The 20391-nt window shown below is 73.4% G+C and carries 19 protein-coding genes; 2 read left to right on the top strand and 17 right to left on the bottom strand.

Features of this window, described 5'->3' with window-relative positions:
• Positions 1–54: 54 nt before the first annotated feature.
• The 3 genes from lgt to AAD528_RS01310 are packed head-to-tail and all read right to left on the bottom strand — an operon-like array spanning position 55 to position 3681.
• Entirely contained in the window at positions 55–1032 is a 978-nt protein-coding gene (gene lgt / locus AAD528_RS01320) for a prolipoprotein diacylglyceryl transferase (RefSeq protein WP_345750238.1), read from the bottom strand.
• A gap of 42 nt (positions 1033–1074) precedes the next feature.
• On the bottom strand, positions 1075–2349 hold the full coding sequence (locus AAD528_RS01315) for a serpin family protein (RefSeq protein ID WP_345750237.1): 1275 nt from the start codon (positions 2347–2349) through the stop codon (positions 1075–1077).
• A 42-nt stretch (positions 2350–2391) separates the two neighbouring features.
• Positions 2392–3681, bottom strand: a complete 1290-nt coding sequence (locus AAD528_RS01310; RefSeq protein ID WP_345750236.1) for a serpin family protein — start codon at positions 3679–3681, stop codon at positions 2392–2394.
• A 406-nt stretch (positions 3682–4087) separates the two neighbouring features.
• On the opposite strand from AAD528_RS01310, the gene AAD528_RS01305 reads away from it, so the two are divergent.
• Positions 4088–5500: an HNH endonuclease signature motif containing protein gene (locus tag AAD528_RS01305; protein ID WP_345750235.1), complete on the top strand. Its 1413-nt coding sequence runs from the start codon at positions 4088–4090 to the stop codon at positions 5498–5500.
• Between the two features lie 172 nt (positions 5501–5672).
• On the opposite strand, the gene trpA is transcribed toward AAD528_RS01305, so the two are convergent.
• The 11 genes from trpA to rpe all read right to left on the bottom strand — a co-directional run bounded on the left by trpA (position 5673) and on the right by rpe (position 14603).
• A complete protein-coding gene (gene trpA, locus AAD528_RS01300; protein WP_345750234.1) occupies positions 5673–6461 on the bottom strand; it encodes a tryptophan synthase subunit alpha in 789 nt (262 codons plus the stop codon).
• On the bottom strand, positions 6458–7642 hold the full coding sequence (trpB, locus tag AAD528_RS01295; protein ID WP_345750731.1) for a tryptophan synthase subunit beta: 1185 nt from the start codon (positions 7640–7642) through the stop codon (positions 6458–6460). Before trpB ends, trpA begins: the two co-directional genes overlap by 4 nt.
• A 62-nt stretch (positions 7643–7704) precedes the next feature.
• Positions 7705–8481, bottom strand: a complete 777-nt coding sequence (gene trpC, locus AAD528_RS01290) for an indole-3-glycerol phosphate synthase TrpC (protein ID WP_345750730.1) — start codon at positions 8479–8481, stop codon at positions 7705–7707.
• 2 nt (positions 8482–8483) lie between these two features.
• On the bottom strand, positions 8484–8714 hold the full coding sequence (locus tag AAD528_RS01285) for an HGxxPAAW family protein (RefSeq protein WP_345750233.1): 231 nt from the start codon (positions 8712–8714) through the stop codon (positions 8484–8486).
• Between the two features lie 102 nt (positions 8715–8816).
• Complete coding sequence (locus AAD528_RS01280; protein WP_345750232.1) at positions 8817–10916, bottom strand: LasA N-terminal domain-containing protein; 2100 nt, start codon at positions 10914–10916, stop codon at positions 8817–8819.
• Between the two features lie 39 nt (positions 10917–10955).
• On the bottom strand, positions 10956–11540 hold the full coding sequence (locus tag AAD528_RS01275) for a Trp biosynthesis-associated membrane protein (protein WP_345750231.1): 585 nt from the start codon (positions 11538–11540) through the stop codon (positions 10956–10958).
• The gene (hisI, locus tag AAD528_RS01270; protein ID WP_345750230.1) at positions 11537–11920 is read right to left on the bottom strand and encodes a phosphoribosyl-AMP cyclohydrolase; all 384 of its coding nucleotides are present in this window, start codon (positions 11918–11920) and stop codon (positions 11537–11539) included. Before hisI ends, AAD528_RS01275 begins: the two co-directional genes overlap by 4 nt.
• Positions 11917–12678, bottom strand: a complete 762-nt coding sequence (gene hisF / locus AAD528_RS01265) for an imidazole glycerol phosphate synthase subunit HisF (RefSeq protein WP_345750229.1) — start codon at positions 12676–12678, stop codon at positions 11917–11919. Before hisF ends, hisI begins: the two co-directional genes overlap by 4 nt.
• A 3-nt stretch (positions 12679–12681) precedes the next feature.
• Entirely contained in the window at positions 12682–13521 is an 840-nt protein-coding gene (hisG, locus tag AAD528_RS01260; RefSeq protein ID WP_345750228.1) for an ATP phosphoribosyltransferase, read from the bottom strand.
• Positions 13522–13562: 41 nt separating this feature from the next.
• Positions 13563–13826 (bottom strand): phosphoribosyl-ATP diphosphatase, encoded by a 264-nt coding sequence (locus tag AAD528_RS01255; RefSeq protein ID WP_345750227.1) that lies wholly within the window; start codon positions 13824–13826, stop codon positions 13563–13565.
• A 96-nt stretch (positions 13827–13922) separates the two neighbouring features.
• A complete protein-coding gene (rpe, locus tag AAD528_RS01250; protein WP_345750226.1) occupies positions 13923–14603 on the bottom strand; it encodes a ribulose-phosphate 3-epimerase in 681 nt (226 codons plus the stop codon).
• A gap of 159 nt (positions 14604–14762) precedes the next feature.
• On the opposite strand from rpe, the gene AAD528_RS01245 reads away from it, so the two are divergent.
• The gene (locus AAD528_RS01245; protein ID WP_345750225.1) at positions 14763–15920 is read left to right on the top strand and encodes a hypothetical protein; all 1158 of its coding nucleotides are present in this window, start codon (positions 14763–14765) and stop codon (positions 15918–15920) included.
• A gap of 12 nt (positions 15921–15932) precedes the next feature.
• Here the strand turns inward: AAD528_RS01245 and AAD528_RS01240 are convergent, their stop codons facing one another.
• Genes AAD528_RS01240 through AAD528_RS01230 form a run of 3 tightly spaced genes read right to left on the bottom strand, consistent with a single transcriptional unit; the run spans position 15933 to position 20390 of the window.
• On the bottom strand, positions 15933–17399 hold the full coding sequence (locus AAD528_RS01240; RefSeq protein ID WP_345750224.1) for an RsmB/NOP family class I SAM-dependent RNA methyltransferase: 1467 nt from the start codon (positions 17397–17399) through the stop codon (positions 15933–15935).
• A complete protein-coding gene (fmt, locus tag AAD528_RS01235) occupies positions 17399–18337 on the bottom strand; it encodes a methionyl-tRNA formyltransferase (protein ID WP_345750729.1) in 939 nt (312 codons plus the stop codon). Before fmt ends, AAD528_RS01240 begins: the two co-directional genes overlap by 1 nt.
• A gap of 58 nt (positions 18338–18395) precedes the next feature.
• On the bottom strand, positions 18396–20390 hold the full coding sequence (locus AAD528_RS01230) for a primosomal protein N' family DNA-binding protein (protein ID WP_345750223.1): 1995 nt from the start codon (positions 20388–20390) through the stop codon (positions 18396–18398).
• Position 20391: the final 1 nt, after the last annotated feature.

Here is a 20391-nt window from a genome sequence, read left to right as displayed (position 1 = left end):
TCGCCGCAAGCGACCCGCGAGGTCCCGCCCGCCCCCGAGCAGGAGCGGTCGTGTCTACTTCGCGGCTGCGGTGCTTGTGGCAGCGGCCTGGTGGTGGTCGACCTCCGACGCAGGCGGTTCGCTGACGTCGACGAAGTCGGTGGGGTCCTCCGAGTGTAGCGCGTCGCCATCGCCGCGCTTGCGTCCGGGAACGTACGGCGACGGCTCGTCGCCGAGGTGCCGGCGCTGCACGACCAGGATCACGATGCCGACCAGGATGCCGAGGATCGCGGCCCAGACGTTGGTGCGCAGGCCCAGGTAGATCTCGCTCGGGTCGATGCGGATCGACTCCCACACGACGCGGCCGGCGCTGTACCAGATCAGGTAGAGCGCGAACAGGCGACCCCACTGCAGGCGCAGGCGCTTGCCGATCCAGAACAGGAAGATGACGCCCAGCGTGTTCCAGACCACCTCGTACAGGAACGTGGGGTGGAACAGCGTGCCCTCGGGCAGGCCGAGCGGGCGGGCGACGTTGTCGGCGTCGATCTCGAGCCCCCACGGCAGGTCGGTCGGCCAGCCGAACAGCTCCTGGTTGAACCAGTTGCCGAAGCGGCCGATCGCCTGCGCGAGCAGCAGGCCCGGGGCGAGCGCGTCGGCGAAGGTCCAGAACCGGATGCCGGTCCAGCGGCAACCGAGCCACGCGCCGACGGCGCCGCCGATCAGCGCGCCGAAGATCGCGATGCCGCCCTCCCAGATGCGGAAGATCGCCCAGATGTCGGTGCCCTCGCCGAAGTAGAAGCCCGGGTGGGTCAGCACGTGGAAGATGCGTGCGCCGATGATCGCGAGCGGCACCGCGAGCAGCGCGATGTCGATCACGACCCACGCCTCCGCACCGCGCTTGGTCAGGCGACGATTCGTCATCAGCGTGGCGACCACGATGCCGGCGATGATGCACAGCGCGTAGAAGTGGATGCGCAGCGGGCCGAGGTCGACGTAGCTGACCGGCGGGCTGGGGATGCTCGTCACGACGGACGCGAGCGCGGAAGACAGCATGAAGCCGAGTCTAGTTCGACGTGCGGGCCGTCCCCGACTCGTTCAGTGCCGCGGATCGCGGATCGCCGCGAGGAACAGCGGCCAGTCCGTCTGGTCGTGCGAGACGGTGAAGAGGAACGGGCGGTCGAACAGGAACTCGGCCTCGACGTGCGGCATGGACAGCTGCACGACGCCGAGTTCCGTGACGGCGGCGGCGACCGTGCCCGCCTCGTCCACCTGCAGCACCGCCTGCTGCTTCGCCTGTCCGACGCACAGGTCCCCGGGATCGCCGGCGATGCCCGACAGGTCGGCCGCGCCGGAGCACTCCGGCAGCGTCGCGAGCCCGAGTCCCGGCAGCATCGACAGCAGATCGGTCTCGGACTCGATGTCGAGCGTCGGAAGCGTCAGATGGATCGGGCCGGGCACCGCGGCGTCGAGGGCCGAATCCAGGTCTGCGAGCACGTCCGCGGTCGCCGCCGCCGGATCCTGCCCCTCGGGCGGCAGCAGGACGTCCGCGTGCAGAGCCTCGGTGTATGGCAGCCGCACCGCGGCCCAGCCGTCGACCTCCGCGTGCGCGAACTCCTTCTCCAGAGCGCCCATGGTCGCGGTCCGCACGACGGTGCCGTCGGCCAGGGTGAAGGACTCATCGCTCGCAGGGCCGAACGGCGTCTTCCACCGCGCGGCCAGCAGCACGGCATCCTGCAGCACCGCCTTCAGCAGCGGGTCGGGCTCGATCGCGGACTTCTCGATCAGTCCGCCGGTGTGCTCGCGCACCCACTCGTGCAACGGCGCCAGCCCCTGCTCTGTGCTGAGGTCGGTGTGCTGCACGCCGGCGTCGAACGTGCCGGTGAGGCTCTCGAGGAACTCGTCGCGCACCCCGACCCCGTCGTCGATCACGACCTGATCCGCGACGTGCAGGATCGGCCTCTCCGGCAGCTCGTCGGCGGTCGCAGCCGCGGGGTCCCCGTCGAGCAGGGCCAGCGCGCCCCGGAGCGCGGCGAACGCCTCTGCGCGCTCCGGTCCTGCGGCGCCCAGCACCGCCTCGAGCTCGGCGAGGCTCTCCCCGCGCGCGCCCTCCGCGAGCATGGCAAGGGCGGTCGCCAGGCTTCCGGGCGAGAGCACCACGTTCTCGTCCTCGTCCGAGAGGCCGAGCGTCGCGACGCCGAGGGTTCGGGCGGCGTCGACCACGTCGTCGAGCGCCGGCGCATCCGCGAGGCCGACCGTCTGCGCGGTGACGCCCTCGGCGCGCAGGACCACGGGTCCGGGCGACGCGCACGACGCGATCGAGATGATGAGAGCGAGCGCGGCGCATCCGCCGATCACACGGTGAAGTGTCATACCCCTGAGTGTCGCGATCGGCATGGTCGTCTCACTCTCGCGTCAGTGCCGCGGATCCCGGATCGCGGCGAGGAACAGGGGCCAGCCCGTCTCGTCGTGCGACACCGTGAACAGGAACGGCCGATCGAACCGGATCTCATCGTCCGGAGGCTGCGGCGCGGACGCCTCGCCGACGCCGATCTCCGTCACGGCGGCCGCGACCGTGCCCTCCTCGTCCACCTCGAGCACCGCCTGGTGCGCGGCCTGCGCGACGCACAGATCCCCCGGCGCACCCGCGATGCCCGACAGATCGACGCCCGTCGCGCGGCAGGTGAGCGCATCGAGCCCGAGATCCGGCAGCAGCGGAAGCAGATCCGTCTTCGTGGTGCCGGTGTCGATCGTCGGCAGCGCGACGGCGATCGACACCGGCTCGGCCTCGTCCAGGCGGGCGCGGATCCTCCCGAGGATCTCGTCGGTGACATCCGCGGGGTCGGCGTCCTCGGGAGGCAGCAGGATGTCCGCGTGCAGCGCCTCCGTGTACGGCAGGCGCACGGCGATCCAGCCGTCGACCCCGGCGGACGCGAAGGAGCCGACGGTCGCCATGGTCTCGACCTCGACGGGCGAGCCGTCGGAGAGCGCGAACGCGTCCTGGTGCGTCCCGGACGCCGGGAAGGGCGACCGCCAGCGCGCGGCGAGCAGCACAGAGTCCTGCAGCACGAGACGGAGCAGGTCATCCGGCTCGATCGCCGTCTTCTCGATCAGCCCCCCGGTGTGGTGGCGGATCCAGGCGCTGAGCACGCCCATCCCGGCCTCGGATCCGAGGTCGGCGCGCTGCATGCCCGCGTCGAACGCGCCCGCGAGCGACTCGAGGTATTCGGGGCGCGCCTCGAACTCGTCGTCGAGCACGATCTGATCCGCCACGTGCAGGATGGGCCGCTCGGGCAGATCGTCGGCGGTCGCGGCTGCCGGGTCGCCGTCGAGCGGCGCCAGCGCACCGCGCAGCGCCGCGAAGGCTTCGACGCGGCCATCGCCCGAGGCGCCGAGGAGCGCCTCGAGCCCGGCGAGGCTCTCGCCGCGCGCGCCCTCGGCGAGCATCGCGAACGCGGTGGCCAGGCTCCCGGGCGACAGGACGACGTTCCCCTCGCGGTCCGCGACCGCGAGGGCCGAGATGCCGAAGGCCCGCGCAGCGGCCGTGACGGCATCTAGATCGGTCGCCTCGACGACCGCCACGGCGCGCGGCTGCACGCCTTCGGCGCGGACGAGCCCCTCGTCGGCCGGAGCTCCCCCGCACGCCGCGAGCGTCGCCATGAGGACGACGGCGGCCACGCCGCCGAGGACGCGATGGGGTGCCATACCGCACAGTGTCCCGCGAACCGCGACCGTCTCGGAGGATCGGGTGCTGTGCAGGTCCTCGCTGCGGCCGCCGGGCATCGTCGTTCGCTGGTTGAGCGAGGCACCTCTCCGCGCCGGTGTGTCCGCTGCGGCTGCGGGGTGTCGTCCCCCAGCGGGGGCCCGGTTCGCGCTTCGCGCTCACCCCCTACTGGGGGCCGACACCCCTCCGCCTCCGCTGAGTGTTCGCGCCCTTTCGGTGGTTGAGCGGGTCGCAGCCGAATCGAGCCCCCGCACCGTTCCCACGGCGATGGGCGCCTCTGTCGTCCACAGGCGGGCACCGGGTCGAGTTTTCCACCGTTTCGTGGATATGTGGGTTGAACTGGGGATTACCGGTTGGAATGTCGGTGGCCCGGAGGAGACTTCGGGCATGGACTTCCTCACCGACCTCGCACAGCGCGTGGACACGATCGACGCGTTCACCGCCGTCGATGTCACCTCGGTGTCCGCGTTCACGGACGAGGACGTGGTGCGGTTCATGACTCTGGGGGCGGCCCTCGCGAGGGCGGGGCAGCGGATGCAGACCCTCGGCGCGGGCGTGGCTGCCGCCCGCTCGGCGCGGGAGGCGGGGCATGGCGGGCTGGCGCAGTCGCGGGGGCACCGCAACGCCGTCACCCTCGTGCAGGAGCTGTCAGGATCCACCCGGGCGGAGGCCGTGAAGCACGTCCGGCTCGGGGAAGCACTGATGGAAGGAGTAGCGCCGGTGGCCACCGCGGACCCCACCGTCGACGTGGAGCCGGCGCCGATCTTGCCGTGGCATGCGCCGATCGATGCCGCGCTGCTGGAAGGGCAGATCTCCACCGCCCAGGCGGACGCGATCCTCCGCGGCCTGGCCGAACCGCCGGTCGCGCCCGGCGGTGAGACCGCTGCCGTGGATACCGTGGAGGCATGGCGGGCGGCCGCGGAGCAGCTGCTGGGGGAGGTCGGGTCGCTGACCGTGGAGGACCTCGCCGCGGCGGCGCGGCAGGTCCGCGACCGCCTCGACCCCGCCGGCGCAGAGGCCCGGTACCTGGCCCGTCATGAGGCCCGGTCCTTCACGATGTGGACCGACGCCACCGGTGTCCATCACGGGAGGATCCGGTTCGACGACCACGGCCACGCCTGGGTGCGCACCATCCTCGACACCGCCCTCCGCCCCCGCCGCGGCGGGCCCCGGTTCGTCGACCCGGCCGAGCAGCAGAAGGCGCAGCAGCTCGTGGAGGATCCGCGCACGAACGAGCAGCTCACCTACGACCTGATCATGGATGTGCTGCGGGCCGGGGTGACCGCGGACGCGGAGGCCGTGTTCGGCACCCGACAAGCCGGCGTGCGCGTCGTCGTGGCCAAGGACGACCCGGTCGGGCACTACGAAGACGGCGGGGACCCGATCCCCGCACCCGCCGTGGAGCAGCAGATCTGCACCACCGGGACCGTGCCGGTCACCGTCGACCCGGCCGGGAACCCCCTCGACGTCGGGCGGGAGCAGCGACTGTTCACCCCGAAACAGCGCATCGCCCTCGCCGTCCGAGACGGCGGATGCGTCTGGCCGAACTGCACCCTCCCCGCCTCCTACTGCGAAGCCCACCACATCGACGAATGGCACGCCCACGACGGACGCACCGACATCGACCGCGGCGTGCTGCTGTGCCGCTACCACCACATGAACCTCCACCACCACGGCCATCGCATCCGCAGAGAAGGGCAGGAGCCGCTGATGCTGCACCCGCCCGAGGGACCACCGATCCCGCTGCGATCGAAGTCGCCGCTGCGGTGGCTGTGGGACCCACCACCACGCGCCGCATAGCCGCGGGCACCGCTACGGGCGGACCGGAGACAGCGCGCTTGCGTCCTCCTGGCGGCGAGCTCGCGCCTGACCGAGGCGAGTCCCTCGACGCCGCGGTGGCGTAGGGTACGGACCAAGGCGGTATCGCGGAGCTCGCAGGCGGCGGACCGAACGAGCGGTCAGATGCGGTCGATCAGCGAGAGAGCGTCGTGCCTGCGGCGAGGTCGCGCGTGACGGAGGCAAGGCCTTCGACGCCGCCGTCACGCAGGGCGCGCACGAGGGCGGTGCCGACGATCGCGCCGTCGGCGTACTGCAGCACGTCCGAGATCTGCTGCGCCGTCGAGATGCCGATGCCGACGCACGAACGGGCGGCGCCGTGCTCGCGCAGGCGCTCGACCAGCGTGCGGGCAGCCGCATCCAGCTGCGCGCGCTCGCCTGTGATGCCCATGGTCGAGACCGTGTACACGAAGCCCGTCGTATTGCGGATCACGAGGTCGAGGCGCTCGTCGCTCGAGGTGGGAGCCGCGAGGAAGACGCGATCCAGCCCCGTGCGCTCGCTCGCCGCGATCCACTCGGGCGCGGCTTCCGGCGTGATGTCGGGGGTGATGAGCCCCGCTCCCCCGGCCGCGACGAGATCGTCGGCGTAGCGATCGACGCCGTACTGCACGACCGGGTTCCAGTACGTCATCACGAGGACCGGCACGTCCGTGCGCGCGGTGATCTCGCGCAGGGCCGTGAACAGATCGCGCGTGCGGAAGCCGGCGGCCAGCGCGGCCTGCGTCGCCTCCTGGATCAGCGGGCCGTCCATCACCGGGTCGCTGTAGGGCGGGCCGAGCTCGATGACGTCCACGCCGTTCTCGGCGAGGGCGACCGCGGCGTCGATGCTCGTCTGCAGGTCGGGGTAGCCGACGGGCAGGTAGCCGACGAAGGCGCCGCGCCCCTCGGCGTGGGCCTTCGCGATGGCGTCCTCGACGGCGCTCATGCCTGTGCTCCCTGCGTTCCGTGCTCGGCGGCGGTCTGCGCGTCGTCGTACAGCTCGAAGTACCGCGCGGCGGTGTCCATGTCCTTGTCGCCGCGCCCGGACAGGCAGATCGCGATGACGGCGTCCGGGCCGAGCTCGCGTCCGACGCGCAGCGCACCCGCCAGGGCGTGCGCGGACTCGATCGCCGGGATGATGCCCTCGGTGCGGCTCAGCAGGCGCAGCGCCTGCATGGCCTCGTCGTCGGTCGCGGGGATGTACTCCGCGCGCCCGATGTCGGACAGCCACGCGTGCTCGGGGCCGACGCCCGGGTAGTCGAGGCCCGCGGAGATCGAGTGCGATTCGACCGTCTGGCCGTCCTCATCCTGCAGCACGTACGTGCGCGAGCCGTGCAGCACGCCGGGGCGGCCGCGCTCGATCGACGCGGCGTGCTTGGGCGTGTCGACGCCGTCGCCCGCCGCCTCGACGCCGTACAGCTTCACGCCCTCGTCGTCGAGGAACGCGTCGAACATGCCGATGGCGTTGGACCCGCCTCCCACGCAGGCGAAGACCGCGTCGGGCAGCCGGCCGGCGCGTTCGATCAGCTGGGCGCGCGCCTCCTCGCCGATGATCTTCTGGAAGTCGCGCACCATGGCCGGGAACGGGTGCGGGCCCGCCGCCGTGCCGAAGATGTAGTTGGTGGTCTCGACGCTCGCGACCCAGTCGCGGTACGCCTCGTTGATCGCGTCCTTGAGCGTGCGCGATCCGGTCGTCACGGGGATCACCTCGGCGCCCAGCAGGCGCATGCGGGCGACGTTGAGCGCCTGGCGCTCGGTGTCGACCTCGCCCATGTAGATCGTGCACTCCATGCCGAACAGCGCCGCGGCGGTCGCGGTGGCGACGCCGTGCTGTCCCGCGCCGGTCTCCGCGATCACGCGCGTCTTGCCGAGGCGCTTGGTCAGCAGCGCCTGGCCGAGCACGTTGTTGATCTTGTGGGATCCGGTGTGGTTGAGGTCCTCGCGCTTGAGGAACACGCGCGCGCCGCCGGCGTGCTCCGCGAACCGCGCCACCTCGGTGAGCGCAGACGGACGTCCCGCATAGTCGGCGAGCAGCCCGGCGAGCTCGGCGCGGAACGCCGAATCGGCCATCGCGTCGGCGTGCGCGCGGGCGAGTTCGTCGATCGCCGCCACGAGCGACTCGGGCATGAAGCGGCCGCCGAAATCGCCGAAGAACGGACCGTGCTGGTCGCGCAGGCTTGTCGTGTCGGTCAAGATCCGGCCTCCAGGAATGCGTTGAGGGTGGCGACGGGATCGCCCGTCACGAGCGCCTCGCCGATCAGGACGACATCCGCGCCCGCGGCGCGGTAGTGCGCCACATCGGCGGGCTGCAGCACGGCGGACTCGGCGACCTTGATCACCCCGGCCGGGATCGCCTCGGCGAGGCGGCCGAACAGGTCGCGGTCGAGCTCGAACGTCGACAGGTCGCGGGCGTTCACGCCGATCAGGTCGGCGCCGAGGTCGGCGGCGCGCGCGACCTCATCGGCCGAATGGGCCTCGACGAGCGGCGTCATGCCGAGCTCGCGGACCAGCGCGTACAGCTCGCCGAGCAGCGGCTGCTCGAGCGCCGCCACGATGAGCAGCACGAGGTCGGCCCCGGCGGCGCGCGCCTCGAGCACCTGGTACGGCGTGGCGATGAAGTCCTTGCGCAGCACCGGCAGCGAGACCGACTGCCGCACGGCGGTCAGGTCGGCGAGGCTGCCCTTGAACCGCCGCTGCTCGGTCAGCACGCTGATCGCCGAAGCGCCGCCCTGCTCGTAGAGCGCCGCCTGATGCGCGGGATCCGGGATCGCCGCGAGGTCGCCGCGGGACGGGCTCGCGCGCTTCACCTCGGCGATGATGCGCACGCGATCCGCGGGCGCCAGAACGGCGAGGGCGTCGCGCGCGGCCGGCTGCGCGAGCGCCGCGGCCTCGACCTCCGCCAGGGAGCGGGTCAGTCTGCGGTTCTCCGCGTCCTCCACCGCGCCGGCCGTGAGGTCGGCCAGCAGCATCAGTGGGCCTTCGTCTGGTACTTCGGTCCGTTGGCTCCGTAGCCGGCCTTGCCCAGGATCCAGCCCGCGAGCGCGCCGACCACGAGGAGCCCGACGGCCACCCAGAACAGCACCCACACGTCGATGAACAGCGCCACGGTGCCGAGTGCGACGGCGATCAGCATGATGATCACGGCCGTCCAGGCGGCGGGCGAGTGTCCGTGACCGGGGTCGTCGGTGTGGTTGCTCATCGCGTCAGTGCTCCTTCGATGCGTGGGACGTGGGCAAGTCTATCGGGCGGGCGCGCCCGGATCCGTCGTCCTCGGCAGGCTGACGGCGCGCCGGGCGTGCGACTACTTCGCGATGGTCCTGCTCGCGGACGTCTTCGCCGCGGTCGTGTAGCCGGGCTTCTTCCCCGTCACCTTGACGGCGATCTTGCGGCCGCCGTCCGCGGACTTCAGCGCGTAGGTCGTGCCCGAGGCGCCGGCGATCGCCTTCCCGTCGCGCAGCCACTGGTAGAACAGCGTGGTCCCCGATGTCCACGCGCCCGGCTTCGCCGTGAGCTTCTGGCCGACCTTTGCGGTGCCGGCGATCGTCGGCGTCGCGGTGACGAGCGTTCCGGCGGCGCCGGTGACCGTCGAGGAGGTCTTCGCGGCGTTCGCGTAGCCCGTCAGCTTCCCCGTGACCTTCACCGAGAGCTTCCGGCCGACATCGGACGCGGTGAGCCGGTACGTGGAGCCGGATGCCCCGCTGATCGCCCGCCCGTCGCGCAGCCACTGGTAGGAGAACTTCGTGCCCGTGGTCCAGGTCCCGGTCTTCGCGGTCAGCAGCTGACCCGTCTTCGCGGTTCCCGCGATCACCGGGGTCTTGGCGGCCAGCGTTCCGAGCGTCACTGTCTTGGACGCGGACGTCTTCGCGGCGCTTGCGTAGCCCGTCTGCCTGCCCGTGACCTTCACGGAGAACTTCCTGCCGTGGTCGGCGGGCTTCAGCGCGAACGTGCGTGCGGTGGCGCCGGCGATCGCCTTCCCGTCGCGCAGCCACTGATACGAGAAGGCGGTGCCCGACGTCCACGCGCCCGGGACGGCGGTGATCGTCTTGTCGACGGCCACGGTCCCGGAGATCGTGGGCGTCGCCGTGGTCACCGTCCCGGTCGCGACGGTCTTCGCGGTCGACGGCTTCGTCACGGCGGCGTATCCCGAGCGCGTGCCGCTGATCCGGACCGAGATGCCGCGCGCCAGATCCGCGGCCTTCGGCGTGTAGGTCGATGCGGTCGCCCCGCTGATCGCCGCACCGTCGCGCAGCCACTGGTACGTGAACGCCGTGCGCCAGGTCCAGTCGCCGGGGAAGGCCGTCAGCGTCCGGCCGACCGCCGCCGTGCCGATCACCGTCGGCGTTCCGGCGGTGAACGTCGGGGCCGCGGTGCCGCCGCCGGTCGTCTCGAACCAGGCGCGGAACACCGTGTAGAAGTTGCGATTGCCGTAGGACGAGCATGAGTCGCCCTCGCCCGCCCCGGCCGCGAGGGCGGCCGCGTTCGGCTGGTACGGCGTGTAGTAGTAGAGGTTCGCGGTCGCCTGGTTCTTGATGAGCACGGGCGCCGTGCCGCACGCCTCGTCGGGGTTGTACAGGATGTCGTGTGTCGCGCCCGGCGCGTACCAGGAGAAGTACGCGGTGTCCTTCGCATAGACCCGCATCTGGCGCGCGGCGCCGTACACCTGGTTGAAGAAGCCCTGCAGCTTCTTGTCGCACTCCGCGTTGTCGGGACAGCCCATGCCCATCGCCTTCGTGAAGCGGAACTCGCTCGGCCAGTCGTGCGTGACGAGACCCTGCTCCTTCTGCAGCATCACGAGGAGGACCTGCGGGTTGATGCCGCAGGCCTGGGACACGTTGTAGATGATCCGCGCGGCGCTCTCCCTCGAAGCGCCGGTGTACTGCGAGCAGTACCCGTCCGCCGCACGCGTGGTCGTGGTCTCGCTGTAGTCCTCGAGGCAGGTGTAGCCCGTCTGGCACGCGCCGACCTTGCTCTCGATGAAGTCCGACACCTGCGTCAGCGTCATCGCGGAGCGGTTCGCGAAGACCGCGTCGCTGATGATGTCCCCGGGCGTGAAGCCGACGACTCCGGCCGCCGCCGCGCGGGACTCGCGGGCCGGCATGCGCGCCGAGCCCGCGGCGTCGCCGTGGGCCTCGGAGAACGACGGCCCGTCCGGATCCGCCTCGTCCGTCGTGACGTCGCCGGCGGCATCCGCCTCGCTCAGCGGCGTGGTCGCGGCGACATGGGAGAGGTCGTCGCGTTCGAGGAGGGCCGCGGGCGGCGTCGGGTCGCCGCCGGGCGTGGGCGAATCGGGTGCGATGCCGAGCGGCAGGAGGGAGGCGACGAGCACGATCGTCGCGAGCGCCGAGGAGAGGACGCGCCCCGCGCCGCCGACGCTCGACGCATGTCGGAGCAGGTCACGCATACGACCAGTCTGGCAAAGCCCGTGCGGCCCGACCGCGCGTCAGCGGGTCGGGTCGTCGCCGCGGGACAGGTCGTCCCACGAGTCGACCGCGTCCAGCGACGCGCGCTCGTCGCGGGGCGCCGCCGCTGCCGTCGTGTACCGGCGTCCGCCGCGCACCCAGAGGTGCGCGGTCGCCAGCACGGCCGCGCCCGCGAGGGCGATGAGCACCGCGGCGACCAGCGTGACGACCGGCCACGGCGTGGATGCCACATCCTGCACCGCGTCCGCGATCGCCTCGGCACCGGCCAGGCCCGTCCGCTCGGTCACGGCGGGCGCGACCGCCGACAGCGGCGGGGTTGCGATCAGCGGCGCGGAGAGGACGGCGACGGCTCCCCCGACCAGGATCGCGAGGGCGCCGAGGATGTAGCGCAGCAGGCGCCCGACGAGCGTGAGCACGAGGCCCAGCGCGAGGGCCGTCAGCATCAGCGGCTGCAGCACAGGGACCGCGATGCCGCCGGAGACCGGCAGGTCGCCGTCCGCGAGCGTGGCCACCGCCCATGTCTGGGTGGAGCCGATGAGCCCGACGGCGCCGGCGAGGAGGATCGCGACGACGGTGAGCGAGCGGGCGCGTGAACGCAACGTCATGCCGTGGCGGTCCCGTCGTCGCCGAGATCCGCGGGCACGGCGTGCAGGTCATCCGCGTCGAAGCAGGTGCGCGTGCCCGTGTGGCACGCAGGTCCGGTCTGCTCGACCTTCAGGAGCACGGCGTCGCCGTCGCAGTCCAGGCGCGCCTCGACGATGCGCTGGATGTGGCCCGAGGTGTCGCCCTTCCGCCAGTACTCCTGCCGCGATCGCGACCAGTACGTGACGCGACCGGTCGTGAGCGTGCGGCGCAGCGCCTCGGCATCGAGCCAGGCGAGCATCAGCACCTCACCGCTGTCCCACTGCTGCACGATCGCGGGGACGAGTCCGTCCGCGTCGAACGCGACGCGGGCGATCCGCTCGTCGAGATCCTGATCGCTCATCGGGTCACCGCCCCCTCGGCGCGCAGCGCGCGCTTGACGTCGTCGATCGTGAGCTGCCCCGAGTGGAACACGCTCGCCGCGAGCACCGCGTCGGCGCCGGCCGCGACGGCCGGCGGGAAGTGCTCGGGTGCGCCCGCGCCGCCCGAGGCGATCACGGGCACGGTCGAGAGCTCCCGCATCAGGCGGATCAGCTCGAGATCGAAGCCCTGCTTCGTGCCGTCCGCGTCGATGGAGTTCACGAGGAGCTCCCCCGCCCCGCGGTCGATCGCCTCCCGGGCCCAGGCGAGCGCGTCGAGGTCGGTCTCGGTGCGACCGCCGTGCGTCGTGACGACGAAGCCGGAGGGCGTCCGGGGTGAGCGCTTCACGTCCAGCGACAGCACGAGCGCCTGCGCCCCGAACCGGTCGGCGATCTCGCTCAGCAGCCCGGGACGCGCGATCGCCGCGGAGTTCACGCCGACCTTATCGGCGCCGACGCCCTGCAGCCGCGCGACGTCGTCGGCGGTGCGGACGCCGCCGCCCACCGTCAGCGGGATGAACACCTCCTCGGCGGTGCGGCGCACGACGTCGTACATCGTGGCGCGCTCGTCGACCGTCGCGGTCACATCCAGGAACGTGAGCTCGTCGGCTCCCTGCGAGAAGTATTCGCGCGCGAGCTCGACCGGATCGCCCATCTCGCGCAGGTTCTCGAAGTTCACGCCCTTGACGACGCGGCCGGCGGCCACGTCGAGGCACGGGATCACGCGCGTCGCGACGCTCACGGCTCAGAGCCTCGCGTTGTCGATCGCCGTGACCAGGATCGCGCGGGCGCCGAGCTCGTACAGCTCGTCCATGACGCGGTTGACGCCCTTGCGCGGCACCATGACGCGCACGGCCACCCACTCGGGATCGCGCAGCGGCGAGACCGTGGGCGACTCGATGCCCGAGGCGATCTCGACCGCGCGGTCGACCAGGTGCACAGGCAGGTCGTAGTCGACCATGACGTAGCGGCGCGCGACCATCACGCCGCGCAGGCGCCGCAGCAGGGTGTCGGTGCCGTCGGCGTCCTTCGGGCCGGCGATCAGGACGGCCTCGGACTCGAGCAGCACGGGGCCGAAGATCTCCAGGCCCGCCTGGCGCAGGGTGGTGCCGGTCGAGACGACGTCCGCGACCGCGTCGGCGACGCCGAGCTGCACGGCCGACTCCACGGCGCCGTCCAGCGGCACGATGTCGACCGCGATGCCGCGCTCGTCGAGGAACGCGTCGACGAGGCCGGGGTAGGCGGTCGCGACGCGGAGGCCTTCGAGGTCCTCGAGCGCCTGGAACCGGCCGGGACGGCCGGCGAAGCGGAACGTCGAGTCGGCGAAGCCGAGCTGCTCGATCTCGCGCGCGGGCATCCGGACGTCCAGGAGCAGGTCGCGGCCGGTGATCCCGACGTCGAGCGCGCCGAGCGCGACGTAGGTGGCGATGTCGCGCGGGCGCAGGAAGAAGAACTCGACGTCGTTCGCGGAGTCGATGAGGTGCAGCTGCTTGCTGTCGCGGCGACCGGCGTACCCGGCCTCTGCGAGCATCTCAGCGGCGGTCTCGGACAGGGATCCCTTATTCGGGACGGCGATGCGGAGCATGGTGGCTTTCGGATGTGGGGTCGACGGGGCCGGAGACGGGCTCACAGATGTCGGTAGACGTCCGCCGGCGTCAGGCCCTTCGCGATCATCATCACCTGCAGGTGGTACAGCAGCTGCGAGATCTCCTCCGCAGCCTCCTCGTCCGACTGGTACTCCGCGGCCATCCAGACCTCGGCCGCCTCCTCGACGATCTTCTTGCCGATGGCGTGCACGCCCGCGTCCAGCTGCGCGACGGTGCCGGATCCCTCCGGGCGCGTCTGAGCCTTCTCGGCCAGCTCGGCGAACAAGTCGTCGAAAGTCTTCACCGTTCTAGTTTATGGGCTCGCTGCGCTCGTCCGTCGCACGCGCTCCGCGCTGCGGGCCCCATCCGGGGCACGCTCGCTTCGCTCGCACATGGGGAGTCAGTGCTTGTGCCTTGCGGCTTCCGCCGTCTTCCTCAGGTCGGCGATGGCCTGGTCGATGTCGTCGGCACCGAAGACGGCGGATCCGGCGACGAACGTGTCGGCGCCCGCCTCGGCCGCCTGCGCGATCGTGCCGGCGGAGATCCCGCCGTCGACCTGCAGCCAGACGTCCGCACCGCGACGCCGCGTCTCCTCGGCCAGGCGCCGCAGCTTCGGCATGGTCTCGGGCATGAAGCCCTGGCCGCCGAATCCGGGCTCGACGGTCATCACCAGGATCTGGTCGAACTCGTGCAGATGCTCGAACAGGCCGTCGACGTCCGTGCCCGGCTTGACGGCCACGCCCGCGCGCGATCCGATCTCCCGCAGCCGACGCGCGAGCGCGGCCGGATCGGCGGCCGCCTCGAGATGGAACGTCACGGAGGCGGCGCCCAGCTCCGCGTATCCGGGAGCCCAGCGATCCGGGTCGTCGATCATCAGGTGCACGTCCAGCGGCACGGGGCTCGTCGCCTGGATCCGCTCGACCATCTGCGGGCCGAACGTGAGGTTCGGCACGAAGTGGTTGTCCATCACGTCGACGTGCACGAAGTCGGCCGACGCGATCCGAGCGAGGTCGGCCTGCATGTTGACGAAGTCGGCGGCGAGGATGCTCGGGTTGATCCGGGGCGCGTCGGGGAGTGCCATGGCTCGATTATCCCGGGTGTCCTCGCACCCGCCCGCTCACAGGCGGGAAGTGACGGGTTCGGACGCGCGTGACGCGTGAGCCTGCGCCGGGGACCGTCGGCCTGTCAGCGGGCGAAGCTCCAGCCGGGATATCGGCGCGGCGCCGCCAGAATGGCGCTGATGACCTTCTTCGAGACGCCACCCGAGCGCCCGCGACGGCGCTCCAGCGGCGCCGCCTGGCTGCTCACGGCCGTCGTCGCGGGCGGGGTCGCCGCCGGGGCGACCGGGCCGCTCGGCTCCCTGCTGCCGTGGACGGATCAGGATGTCCCCACCCCGCCGTTCGCCGTCACCGGCGATCCCGACCTCCCCGGCGACATCGCGCCCGTGCTGCCGGCTTGGGAGCCGACGCCCGACGTCGCCGCCCTGCTCCCCCAGATGTCGCTGACGGACGCGGGGCGGGCGCTGTTCCTCTCCACGCGGCCGGAGCTGGTCGACGTCGGAGGCGTGCGGCGGCTGTGCGAGAATGCCGGCGACACGCCGGATGCCGGGTGGCACGTGGCGGGCTGCTACTTCGGACAGGGGCGCATCGCGATCCTCCGGCCGGCGGATCCGAGGCTCGCCGAGCGCGCCGTCACGACAGCGGTGCACGAGCTCCTGCACGCCGCATACGCCTCCCTCGACGCCGTGGAGCAGGCGGACGTCGGCCGGATGCTGGAGGCCGCCGCCGCGAGTCTGCCCGCCGACGCACCCGTGCACGCGTCCATCGCCGCCTCGGTCGGCGACGACCCGCGGTCCCTCGCCACGGAGCGGTTCGCCTATCTCGGCAGTCAGCTGCGCCACGTCCCGGATTGGGATCCCGCGCTCGAGAACGTGTACGCGCGCTGGATCGCCGACCGCGGCGCCGTCGTGGACGTCCACGATCGCGCCCAGGCGGTCGTGCCGGATGCGACCGCGGCGGTGCAGCAGCGCTGGGCGGAGGTCACCGGACGCGAGCAGGCGGAGGCCGGCGAGGACGCACAGCTCGCCGCGGAGGAGGGCGCCTACGCGCAGGCATGGGCGGACTATGCACCCGATCGGCAGCGGTTCGACGCCATGCCTCCGGCGGAGCGGGCCCTCTACACGGCGACGCGGACCTACGCCGACGGTCGCGTCGAGCAGATGCCGTGGGAGCAGTCCCTGATCACGCGCCGCGGGGAGCTGGACGCCCGCCGCGCCGAGCTCGACGCCCGCGCCACGGATCTCACGGCCCGTCGCGCTGAGACGGCGCGGCTCCGGCTCGATGCCGAGGCGGCCGCCGCCGATCTGGACGCGCTCCTCCGGGCGGCCGAGTCGTCCTGAGCCGCAGGCCCGTCAGCGGGTCTTGCGCAGCAGCGCGAGGAACATGCCGTCCGTGCCGTGGCGGTGGGGCCAGAGCTGGGCGTGTCCGGCGCCCGACGCGGGGGCGGGGAGGTCGATCGCGCCGCGCGAGACGCGACGGAGCACGGCCCGGGCGTCGAGCTCCTCGGCGCGATCGCCGAGTTCGTCGCGCACCTGGGCCACGATCGCGGCGGTCTCGGCCAGGTGCGGCGAGCAGGTCACATAGGCGACGGTGCCGCCCGGCTTCAGCGCGTCGAAGGCCGCGCGCAGGAGCCCGGCCTGCACCTGGGCGAGCTCCGCGACGTCGGCGGGCCGCTTGCGCCAGCGCGCCTCCGGACGGCGACGCAGGGCGCCGAGGCCCGTGCAGGGGGCGTCGACGAGGATGCGGTCGTAGGTGTCCGGCCGCTCGGCCCCGAGGTCGCGGCCGTCGCGCTCGGACACGGTCACCTCGAGCGGCACGGCCGCGATCGCCTTGCGCACCAGACCCGCGCGCGCCGGGATGAGCTCGTTCGCGTCGAGCACGGCGCCGTGGGCGAGCGCCTCGGCGGCGAGGAGCGCGGTCTTGCCGCCGGGGCCCGCGCAGAGGTCGAGCCAGCGCTCGCCCTCCGCGATCGGCGCGAGGCGCGTCAGCGCCAGCGCGACCAGCTGGGATCCCTCGTCCTGCACGCGCACGGCGCCGCCGGACGCGCGCACCACGGGCTCGGGGTCGCCGCCGCGCAGGCGGAACCCGACCGGCGAGTACGACGTGCGCGTCCCGTCCGGCTCGGCCAGCCGGGGCAGCGCCGCCATCGTGACGCGCGGGGAGACGTTGTCGGCGTCGAGCAGGTCGTCGAGCTCGTCCGCGCGCCCCTCGGCGGCCAGCGCGCGGCGGAACGCGCGCACGATCCACACCGGATGCGACGACTCGAGGCCGATCCGCTCGTCGTCCGATCGCGCCGTGTCGGCGACCCGGGTGAGCCAGTCGCCGGGGTTGTCGCGGGCGATGCGGCGCAGCACCGCGTTCGCGAAGCCCGCGGCCCCCGCCCCGGATGCCTCCCGCGCGAGAGCCACGGACTCGTTCACCGCGGCGTGCGACGCGACGCGCGTCGACATCAGCTGGTGGACGCCGAGCCGCAGCGCGTCGAGCACCGCCGCGTCGATCGTGGTCGGATCGCGGTCGGACGCGAGGGCGATGACGGCGTCGTAGGTGCCCAGGCGCCGGAGCGTGCCGTACGTGAGCTCGGTGGCGAGGGCCGCGTCGCCGCCCGAGATGCCGGCGCGCTCGAGTTCGCGGGGCAGCAGGAGGTTCGCGTAGGCGTCGGAGTCCTGCACGGCGCGCAGCACGCCGTACGCGACGCGGCGCGCGGGCTGCACCTGCGTCCAGGGCTTGTCGCTGGTGCGCTGCGGCTGCCGGTGCCGCACGGGGGCGGGGTTCTGGCGCGCGCCGCTGCGACGGCCGCCGCCCTCGCGGTGCTCGACCATCACGCCTCTCCCCCGGAATCGCCGTCGCCGAAGACCGGCCGGCCGCGGAGGCCTCGAGCCCAGTCGCCCGCCGCCATCGCCGGCTTGCCCGCGGGCTGGACGCGCTCGACGAGGATCGGATCCGTGCCCGTGCCGACGAGGACGCCTCGCTTCACCGGGGAGAGCTCTCCCGGAGCGAGCGGGGTCCGGTCGTCCGCGCGCCGGGCGGCGAGGATCTTCACGCGCGCGCCGTCCAGCACGGTGTGGGCGCCGGGTTCGGGCGTGACGCCGCGGAACCGGTCGAGCACGCGCTCGACGGGCTCGTCCCAGGACAGCGCGCCGTCGTCGATCGCGAGCTTGGCCGCATGTGTCGGCTCACCCTCCTGCGCCACCGCGGTCGCCGTCCCGTCCGCGATCCCCGCGACGACGTCGACGAGCAGTCCCGCGCCGCTGTCCGCGAGCGCCTCCAGCACGTCCCCCGCCGTCGCGTCGGCCGGAACCTCGTAGCGGATCTCGCCGAACACGTCGCCGGCGTCGAGCTCGGGCACGAGCTGGAACACGGCGGCGCCCGTCACGCGGTCGCCGGCCATCAGCGCGCGCTGCACCGGAGCCGCCCCGCGCCAGCGCGGCAGCAGCGAGAAGTGCAGGTTGATCCAGCCGTGCGGCGGCAGCGAGAGCAGGGGCTCGCGCACGAGCCCGCCGTACGCGACCACGACGGCGAGGTCGGGCGAGAGCGCGGCGATCCGCTCGGTCGCCTCCGCGTCGAGCCGGGCGGCCCTGATCACGGCCAGGCCGAGCTCCTCGGCCGCGGCGGCCACGGGTGACGGGGTGAGCACGCGCTTGCGTCCGAGCGCGGCGTCGGGGCGGGTGACCACCGCGGCGATGTCGTGTCCCGCGGCGTGCAGCGCGCGCAGCGACGGCACGGCCACCGAGGGCGTCCCCGCGAACACGAGCCTCAGACGTCCAGCGGTCACAGATCCACCCTCTCGCGGCGCATGCGGACGGATCCGGCGCCTTTCACAACTCCGGCTCGACGATGTCGAGCCTTGCCGTGAGTATATTCCGGGGCGCTCGGGACTTCGCCGAGCCGCGGCGGGAGGAGCGCGCGTTCACGGCCTCGGACACCACGGATGCGCGCAGGCTCGCCGCGACCGCCGCGCCCCGTGCGTAGTCGAACCGGATGAGCGCCCGCGCGCCCGGCCAGCCCTGCCGGTCCAGCGGCACGGGGCCCAGCACGGCGTCGGCGGGCAGATCCGGCACGTCGGCGCGGAGCGTGTCGAGCGCCCGGTCGACCGCCGGGACGTCGCCCTCGAGCCGCGCGACGCGAGCAGTCGGCGGCATGCGCAGGGGCGACCGGTCGCGCAGCTCGGCACGCGCGTACGCCGCCTGGGTCCAGCTCGCCAGCGCGCGGGCGACCGCCCCGGTGACGCCCACGAGGTGCACGGGCGCGCCGGGCGCCGCGAGGGCCGCGGCGTTCGACCACCAGCGCAGGCACGCCTCGCCGATCCGCAGCTCGGGCGCCTGCAGCATCCGGTCGCCGTCCAGCAGCAGCACGGCGCGGTAGCCGCCCTCGGCGAGCGGCTCGGCACCGCGGGTCGCGACGACCAGCGCGGGACGCGCATCCACCTCGCGGACAGGGTGCGCGCCGTCGGCGACGATCACACGGGCGCCCGGGAACGCGCGCCCGAGCTCGTCCGCCGTGCGCTCGCTGCCCGAAGACGCCAGGCGCACGCGAGGCGAGGAGCACTGCACGCACGTCCATGCGGTCGCGGAGCGCCCGCACCAGCCGCACACCGGGGTCGCGCCGCGGCCGGGCGCGTGCAGCGGCCCGCCGCAGTGCCGGCAGCGGGCGGGAGCGCGGCAGTCCGCGCACACGAGCGTCGGCGCGTAGCCCGGGCGCGCCACCTGCACGAGCACCGGGCCCTGCTCGAGCCCCTCGCGCGCCGCGCGGAAGGCCGCGGACGGGATCCGCGCGCCGGGCCGCTCGCTCTCGGTCACGGCGCTCAGGATCACGCTCGGCGCGTAGCGGCGGGCGGGCGCGATCTCCTGGACCCAGCCCATCGCCACCAGCCGCTCGACATCGGACGTGCGCGTGTGCCCCGCGAGCAGCAGGGCCGGCCTGTCGCCCGTGGCCGCGTCGGCGAGCTCCTGCCGGACGAGCGCGGCGTCCCGCGCGTGCACGTAGGGCGACAGCGGCTCCTCGAGCAGCGGATCGCCGTCGTCCCAGAGCGCGATCAGCCCCGGACGCGAGACGGGCGAGTACACCGCCGAGCGGTTGCCGATCACGACGCAGGGCGCCTCCTCAAGCGTGCGCAGGAACCCGCGGTACCGCTCGGGCCCCGTCTGCCGCGCGTCGTGCCGCACGATGGCCCCGGCCGGCAGCACCTCGTTCACGGCGCCGTGCAGGACGTCGAGATCGCGGTGATCGGGCACGGCGAGCACGGCCGAGCGTCCCGCCGCCAGCACCAGGGTCGCGGCGGCCGCGAGCACGGTCGCCCACGCCGGCCGCGCCCCCTCGAGGCGCGCGGGCGCGTCCAGCGCGACGCGCCCGCCGCCCGCGATCCGGTCGGCGAGCCCGGGATAGGCGTCCAGGATCGCCCGCGCCGCGGCGAGGTGCTCCTCCGCCACCACGGGGGCGGTCGGCCGCTCCGCCGCGAGCCACTGCTTCTCGACGCGCACCTGGCGCTTCGGGATCGCGAGGCGCAGGATGTCGACCGCCGAACCCGCCGCGCGGTCCGCGACGCGGCGGGCGAGCGCGTACAGCCGTTCCGGCAGCACCTCGGCGGCGGAGACGACGGACTCGATCTCCGACAGCGGACGGTCGCCGTCGGCCTCGTCCGCCAGCTCGACCACGTAGCCGTCGACCACGCGCCCGGCGGTGCGCAGCGGCGCCTTGATCCGGACGCCCGGCCGGGCCTCGTCCGCGAGCGCGGCCGGGATCGCGTAGTCGAACAGCCGGTCGAGCTGCGGCAGCGGCGAGTCGATCAGCACCCGCGCGACGCGGCGCGACATC

The sequence above is a fragment of the Microbacterium rhizophilum genome (assembly GCF_039605615.1).
Classification (GTDB): domain Bacteria; phylum Actinomycetota; class Actinomycetes; order Actinomycetales; family Microbacteriaceae; genus Microbacterium; species Microbacterium rhizophilus.
The sequence above is the reverse complement of the archived record's forward strand: the minus strand, read 5'-3'. Positions and strand labels throughout refer to the sequence as shown.